General features: G+C 44.0%; 8 protein-coding genes. 4 read left to right on the forward strand and 4 right to left on the reverse strand.

Going from position 1 to position 6,626, the window contains the following annotated elements; genetic code table 11:
* Positions 1 to 26: 26 nt before the first annotated feature.
* Positions 27 to 656: an IS256 family transposase gene (locus tag DFR44_RS09350; protein WP_133621312.1), complete on the reverse strand. Its 630-nt coding sequence runs from the start codon at positions 654 to 656 to the stop codon at positions 27 to 29.
* A gap of 188 nt (positions 657 to 844) precedes the next feature.
* Between DFR44_RS09350 and DFR44_RS09355 the strand changes: the two genes are divergently transcribed.
* Positions 845 to 1,228, forward strand: a complete 384-nt coding sequence (locus DFR44_RS09355) for a hypothetical protein (protein WP_133621313.1) — start codon at positions 845 to 847, stop codon at positions 1,226 to 1,228.
* Positions 1,229 to 1,411: 183 nt separating this feature from the next.
* On the opposite strand, the gene DFR44_RS09360 is transcribed toward DFR44_RS09355, so the two are convergent.
* Positions 1,412 to 2,104, reverse strand: a complete 693-nt coding sequence (locus DFR44_RS09360) for an IS6 family transposase (RefSeq protein WP_133621314.1) — start codon at positions 2,102 to 2,104, stop codon at positions 1,412 to 1,414.
* 84 nt (positions 2,105 to 2,188) lie between these two features.
* On the opposite strand from DFR44_RS09360, the gene tnpB reads away from it, so the two are divergent.
* Together tnpB and tnpC are read left to right on the forward strand one after the other, a co-directional pair.
* Positions 2,189 to 2,419, forward strand: coding sequence for an IS66 family insertion sequence element accessory protein TnpB (gene tnpB, locus DFR44_RS09365; RefSeq protein ID WP_133621315.1), 231 nt, complete (start codon positions 2,189 to 2,191; stop codon positions 2,417 to 2,419).
* 107 nt (positions 2,420 to 2,526) lie between these two features.
* Positions 2,527 to 4,113, forward strand: coding sequence for an IS66 family transposase (tnpC, locus tag DFR44_RS09370; RefSeq protein ID WP_133621316.1), 1,587 nt, complete (start codon positions 2,527 to 2,529; stop codon positions 4,111 to 4,113).
* Positions 4,114 to 4,142: 29 nt separating this feature from the next.
* On the opposite strand, the gene tnpA is transcribed toward tnpC, so the two are convergent.
* Complete coding sequence (gene tnpA, locus DFR44_RS09375; RefSeq protein ID WP_133621317.1) at positions 4,143 to 4,400, reverse strand: IS66 family insertion sequence element accessory protein TnpA; 258 nt, start codon at positions 4,398 to 4,400, stop codon at positions 4,143 to 4,145.
* A 54-nt stretch (positions 4,401 to 4,454) separates the two neighbouring features.
* A complete protein-coding gene (locus tag DFR44_RS09380) occupies positions 4,455 to 4,664 on the reverse strand; it encodes a hypothetical protein (protein ID WP_133621318.1) in 210 nt (69 codons plus the stop codon).
* 591 nt (positions 4,665 to 5,255) lie between these two features.
* Between DFR44_RS09380 and DFR44_RS09385 the strand changes: the two genes are divergently transcribed.
* The gene (locus tag DFR44_RS09385) at positions 5,256 to 6,398 is read left to right on the forward strand and encodes a Fic family protein (protein ID WP_133621319.1); all 1,143 of its coding nucleotides are present in this window, start codon (positions 5,256 to 5,258) and stop codon (positions 6,396 to 6,398) included.
* The last annotated feature ends 228 nt before the right edge of the window (positions 6,399 to 6,626 follow it).

Here is a 6,626-nt window from a genome sequence, read left to right on the forward strand (position 1 = left end):
CAGGGTAAAAGGTGCTGATAGATTGGCTATTGCCTGAAATGCAAGCGGATTAATGCCACGATAGCATTAAATCTTTGAAGAATGGACATGTTTTTGCCATTGTCGATTTCCAGCCCTACAATCTCACGATAGCCATCACTGCGCACAGCCGACATGATGAGCGCAGCGCGGCTGACAACTCGGTCATCGTGGCGGCGGGCTTTGATGTACATCGCGTCAACCATGAGGACAGGATATTCGCCATCTAAACGCCGATTCGTAAACGCCTTGACCCGTGCATCCAGATTGACGCATAAACTGCTGACGAGCGATTTGGAGAAGCTTGTGCCACATAGCTCTTCAGTAATCGCGCTGACCTTACGGGTGGAAACCCCTTGTACATACATTTCCATCATCGCTAAAACCAAGGCTTGCTCGTTGCGCTGGTAGCGTTTGAAAATGTCGGTACAAAAACTGCCATCGCGAGTTTGTGGCACTTGCAGCTTGAGAGTGCCCACCCGCGTGTGTATCTTGCGGATACGATTGCCATTGCGCACGCCCGTACGCTCGTCTGAATGCTCGTAACGCTCTGCATTTAGATGCTGCTTCATTTGTGCTTGTAGCACCTCATTTAATACGCCCTCGATGAGTTGTGATAATCCATCAGGTTGGTTCAGTAACCCGCAATTACTGCTGGCTCTATGCTAATATTGTGCTTCGTCATGCTCTCTCCATAGGTTTACTAAGTTCCTGAAAACTCATTTTACCTGAGGGCATGACCCCTAATAATTTACAGCACTATACGGACTTAATCGGCTAAAATCCGCCGTTTAAATAATGTTTTTAATCCTTTAAGGGGAACAAAATGAAAAAAGCAGCGACTTATCTGCTCATGTGCGCAGGCGTTTTACTCTCTCATTATGCAAGTGCTAAAAACGCTTTTGATAGTTTTTCTGATGGATTCAATCAAGGGATGAATAATCGAATAACAATAGAGAGGCAAGTGGCTCAACAAAGAGTGCAGCAATGCAATTATTTCCAACAAACTTTTCAATCCAACGTGCCAAATTGGAGCAACTATCGAAATAACAATGAGTTTATCCAATGGGCAAATAAATCCACTGTACAAGCCAAAAATGGCCAGAATGTTACGGTAGCAAATGCGATTGACCAGATAATAAATACATGCAGCATTGGTGATGTGGCCGCTTTGCGAACATGGCTTGATGCTTTTGACTCAAATAAATGACTTGAATTTTACAGCACATCAATTTTCTGCCGTTGAAAAGGAGTTAGATATGGTCGCAATATTTGTTGTAATTTTGTTGCTGGTTTGTTCAAATAAGATGGCTCTGTTGCATTAAGGTCAAAATTGACCGAAACAGGGTAAAAGGAGCCGATAAATTGGCCATTGCCTGAAATTCAGGCGGAATTATGCCACGATAGCACTAAATCTTTGAAAAATGGACATGTTTTTGCTGTTAGGAATGTTGAACTGATCCTTGCGCAACATGTGCATGATTTCAATACCGGTGAGCATATTGCGAGCGGAGTTAAAGGATTTGAAACCGAGCATAGGTCTGACCATTCGTTTAATGGCGCGATGGTCTTGCTCAACGATATTGTTGAGGTATTTGACTTGTCTCACGTTGATGGTAATGTGTTTATCTTTTATGATTTTGCCGATGGCCGCTTTGTTGGAACCGCTTTTGTCCATCACGACTGTTTTAGGGAAGCCGTGCTGTTTGAAGGCTTTGTTGAAGAAGCGCATGGCGGCAACTCTATCGCGTCTTTTGCTCAACAAGAAATCGATTGTTAACCCATTCTTATCAACAGCTCTGTAATAGTAATACCATTGACCGTTGATGAGAATATAAGTTTCATCCATTCGCCAACTGGGGCTCACAGTCCATTTGCGCTTACGGACCAACAAGTTTAATACGGGGATGATCTTGCGGGTCCATCTATAAATCGTGGTATGGCTTAAATCAAACAAACCACGCTCTTCCATCATCTCCTCTAAGTTACGGTAACTCAATGAATACGACGCATACCAGCGAAAACACTGTAATATAATATCACGTGGGTAACGCATGCCTCGAAATGCCAAATCCAATGAGCTCATTCATATACTCCAAGTTTAATTCGATAACCACAGAATTATAGACCTTTCACTGCCAACGCAACAGAACCGGTTGCAGTCGTACTTATGTTGAAATCTGATGCACTTTCACTTGCAAACTGTGGGGAGTCCATATACGTGGTGTGGGATGGTAACGGCGTATGGCTGTGTATGCGCCGACTACACTCAGGCTTATTTGTTTGGCCGAAGCTCGGCGACATCACATTTGAAGTGACACAAGAGCAGTGGTGCTGGCTCATTCAAGGCGTGGATTGGCAGCGTTTAACAGCACAACTGCCGGATGGTTGGCGCATGTAGTAAGAGTTTATGCAAACCCATTAAATACCTGACATTACGTGGTATTTAGCGTTTAAACATGAGTATTGACGTGGCTTATTATCGGGTTTGCCCGTATCATTTAGGCTATGACTTTAGCCGATGAGCTCACTCAATTATCCCCAGCTGATGCACTGGTTCGTGCGTTGCAAATTATCGACAGTCAAACACAAGAGTTGTCTGATAAATCCATAGAGTTGGCTCTAAAAACAGCCGCATTAGATAACGCCGAATCCAAAATCAAAGCTTTAACCTACGAGTTAGCCTATAAAAGCCGTGCACTGTTTGGCGTAAAGTCCGAAGCCATAACCGTCGAGCAATTCGACTTCTTCAAAGACAGTATAGCCGCCGACTTGGCCGCGATTGAAGCGGAGCTCGAAATTGAGCAGGCCAAATTAGCGGCGTTTACAGGCTCGGAAGTTAAAAAGCCGCGCACTCGCGCAGGTCGTCAAGCCTTGCCTGCGCATTTGCCACGCATTGTGCATCGCCACGAGCCTGAATCCTGCACTTGTCCAACATGCAACTCGCAACTGGTGCAAATCAGCGAAGATGTGAGCGAGCAATTGGATGTAGAGCCAGCCAAATTCGTCGTCCACCAACACATTCGCCCGCAATACGCCTGCAAGCAATGCCAAACCATGACCGCTGCGCCTGTGCCTGCGGCGATAATCGACGGCGGCATGGCGACGACAGGCTTATTGGCTTGGGTGGCCATTGGCAAATACGCCGACCATTTGCCACTGTATCGCATTGAACAAATGGCAGCGCGTGAAGGTGTGATATTGGCCAAGTCAACGCTGTGTGAGTGGATTGGCAAGATTGGAGTGGCTTTGCAGCCATTGATTGATCGCTTGGCAGAACTCATGTTGGAACGGCAGATACTGCACGCCGATGAAACCCCTATTCGACAGCTTGACCCTGGGTCGGGTAAAACCAAACGCGCTTATTTATGGGCGTATCGCACGGCTGACTTTACCGATGAACCGCCGATTGTGCTGTTTGATTATCAAAACAGCCGAGCGGGGCAATGCGCCCGCGATTTCTTAAAGGATTGGCGTGGCACGCTTATGGTCGATGATTATGGCGCGTACAAAGCGCTATTTAGACAAGGCGTGACCGAATTGGGCTGCTGGGCGCACGCTCGCCGTAACTTTTATAAACTATACCTTGAAGGTAAAAGTGTGATTGCGGCTGAAGCCCTGAGACGGATTGGTCAGTTGTATGAGATCGAGCGTCATGCCAAAAGCATGACGAATACTGAGCGCTTGGCGTTGCGCCAAAGCCAAGCGTTGCCAGTGCTGGCTTCAATGCGTGAGTGGTTGCATGAGGTGCGATTGAAAGTACTTAAAAGTACTCATCTTGCCAAGGCGATTGATTACGTCTTAAACCGGTGGGATGCGTTTGCACGTTATGTTGAGGCGGGTGATTATCCGATTGATAACAATCCAGTGGAAAACAACATCCGTCCGATTGCGATTGGCAAGAAGAATTGGCTGTTTGCTGGCTCGGAACGTGCTGGTAAGCGCGCTGCTGCAATTCAATCGTTATTGGCGACTGCCAAACTCAACGGACTTGACCCCGCGAAATGGTTGAGTGATACGCTGGCCAAATTACCTACATGGCCAAACTCTCGCTTGGTTGAGTTGTTGCCGCTGAAACAATCTAGCACACTTTGATGCTGTCTTGAAATGGTACGGCTGAGCCCTTACGATGCTGTTTGCTTCGGTGGTGCTGTGTTGGTATGATTGACCTTTACTGTTTTAAGTGGCAGGACGGCTCCAAAGTCTCGAACCCAATCACGCACGGCGTCTTTGCTCACGCCGATTTGGTTGGCGTAGTCTGATTGGCTTAAACCACTGGCTTGCCATAGTTTGACGTGCTCTTTACGATAGGCTCGGTAGACCGCTTTGGTCATGCCTTTACTCGGATGGCTACGTTTGGGTTGAGTCGTTGAGTCTGGCAATTGTGTGCTCCTTTAGTTTTGGAGCTCGCAGTATTGCAACTTATCTATCGCGATTCAATATGGGGCGGCTGGAGGCTTACCCTCATCATCCCGAAACTCATAAACAATGCGATTCATGTCCGAAATCGCCTGGCGAAACTGAATTAAATTAAGCTGCTCCAGTTCATCAGGAATCACGCCAGATAAAGTATATTTCTTGAGTGGTGACTCAATCAGTACATCAGGTTTGTCCACACGATGTTTAAATAGATTGCCTGCTGCCATTTTTAGTGCTGGAGGTAAACCTACTAATTTTCTGTATTTTCCAGAAAATAGCGAACAAGTAGTCTAGTGTTTCACGCACGGGATACAAAGCTGCTAATTTTCTGTATTTTCCAGAAAATAGCGAACAAGTAGTCTAGTGTTTCACGCACGGGATACAAAGCTGCTAGTTTTCTGTATTTTCCAGAAAATAGCGAACAAGTAGTCTAGTGTTTCACGCACGGGATACAAAGCTGCTAGTTTTCTGTATTTTCCAGAAAATAGCGAACAAGTAGTCTAGTGTTTCACGCACGGGATACAAAGCTGCTAGTTTTCTGTATTTTCCAGAAAATAGCGAACAAGTAGTCTAGTGTTTCACGCACGGGATACAAAGCTGCTAGTTTTCTGTATTTTCCAGAAAATAGCGAACAAGTAGTCTAGTGTTTCACGCACGGGATACAAACCCATTAGTTTTCTATATTTATAAAAAAATGGTAGACAAAATGCTTTGAATCCCGTATATTTTTACTTTCAGGGGATAAAGTTTCACATGTGTTCTGTTTTTAATAGGCTTTTTATCCACAAAGCATATTAAAAACTTATGGAGTTAAGACTATGAATTCAAATATTGCGGATACCTGGGATACGAGCCAAGCCGTTCGTTATCATTACGATAAGTTTCCTCCACAAAACTTAGATTATGCTCGCTTACTCGATTCTCTAGCTAAAGCGAGTGCTGCTATTGCTCGTTTTGATCAAATGCTAAAAAATGTTATGCATAATAGCGAAATTCTTCTTGCGCCTTTGCGTAACCAAGAAGCTGTTATTTCATCTCGTATGGAAGGCACAGTAAGTACCATTGATGAGATTTTGCGTTATGAAGCTGAGTATGATGATGAAACGCAGAGTCAATACAATGTGCGCTCTGACGTTGTTGAAACTTATCTATATCAACGGGCACTAAAAAATGCACAACATGCATTAGAACAAGGACAACCTTTATCAGCATGGCTTATTAAAGCTGCTCATCAAAGTTTATTATCATTTGGTCGAGGAGCAACTAAGTCACCAGGTAATTATAAAACCGAACAGAATTACTTGGCTGATAAGCCAAAGAAAAAGATTTTATTTGTTCCCATTAAACCAGATATGCTGCAAATTGGTTTGGATAAATTATTTGATTATATTAAAGATAGTCCAGAGCAAATCTTGATTAGGACATCGGTTTCTCACGTAGAGTTTGAGGCCCTTCATCCATTTGAAGATGGTAACGGGCGCATTGGAAGAATGCTTATTACATTAATGTTGTGGCAAGCGAATGTTATAAGTAAGCCTCATTTTTATATTAGTGGTTATTTGGAAGAGCATAAAGATCTTTATATTGATTTAATGCGAGGAGTTTCTCAAGATGATAATTGGACGGAGTGGTGCTTGTTTTTTCTAGATGCATTGGAAGCGCAAGCAAATAGGAATTTGGAAGTGGCAGAGGCAATTCAAGCACTTTATAACGAAATGAAAGTAGTATTTACAAAGCTTTTGAAGTCTAAATGGAGTGTTATTACTTTGGATTTTGTTTTTGCAAATCCTATTTTCAAAAATACAAGGTTTGTGACTGAAACCAGAGTTTCTGATTCCACATCGTCAAAGTTTATGAAGTTGTTGACGGATGCTGAACTTATCTCTGTAATTCAAGAGCCCTCAGGAAGAAGGCCCGCTCTCTATGCCTTTGAACCGCTCTTGCGCTTAGTTCGAGTTTGATGAGGGTTACATAAACTTAGCGTGACTATTTGCAGTCGGTATTAACTATAAAAACCTGGTGGGTAACGAGGAGAGTGCCAGCAGCTACCACCTCGGCTCTGTTGCGTTGACTGTTCAAGGCCTATAATTCTGTGGTTATCGAATTAAACTTGGAGTATATAAAACAAAGCGCACTAACCTCTCAAAAGTCTGCGAGTCAGCAAACCCTGTAAATCGCGACGAGTATCG

It is taken from the genome of Hydromonas duriensis (genome assembly GCF_004363775.1).
GTDB classification, from domain to species: domain Bacteria; phylum Pseudomonadota; class Gammaproteobacteria; order Burkholderiales; family Burkholderiaceae; genus Hydromonas; species Hydromonas duriensis.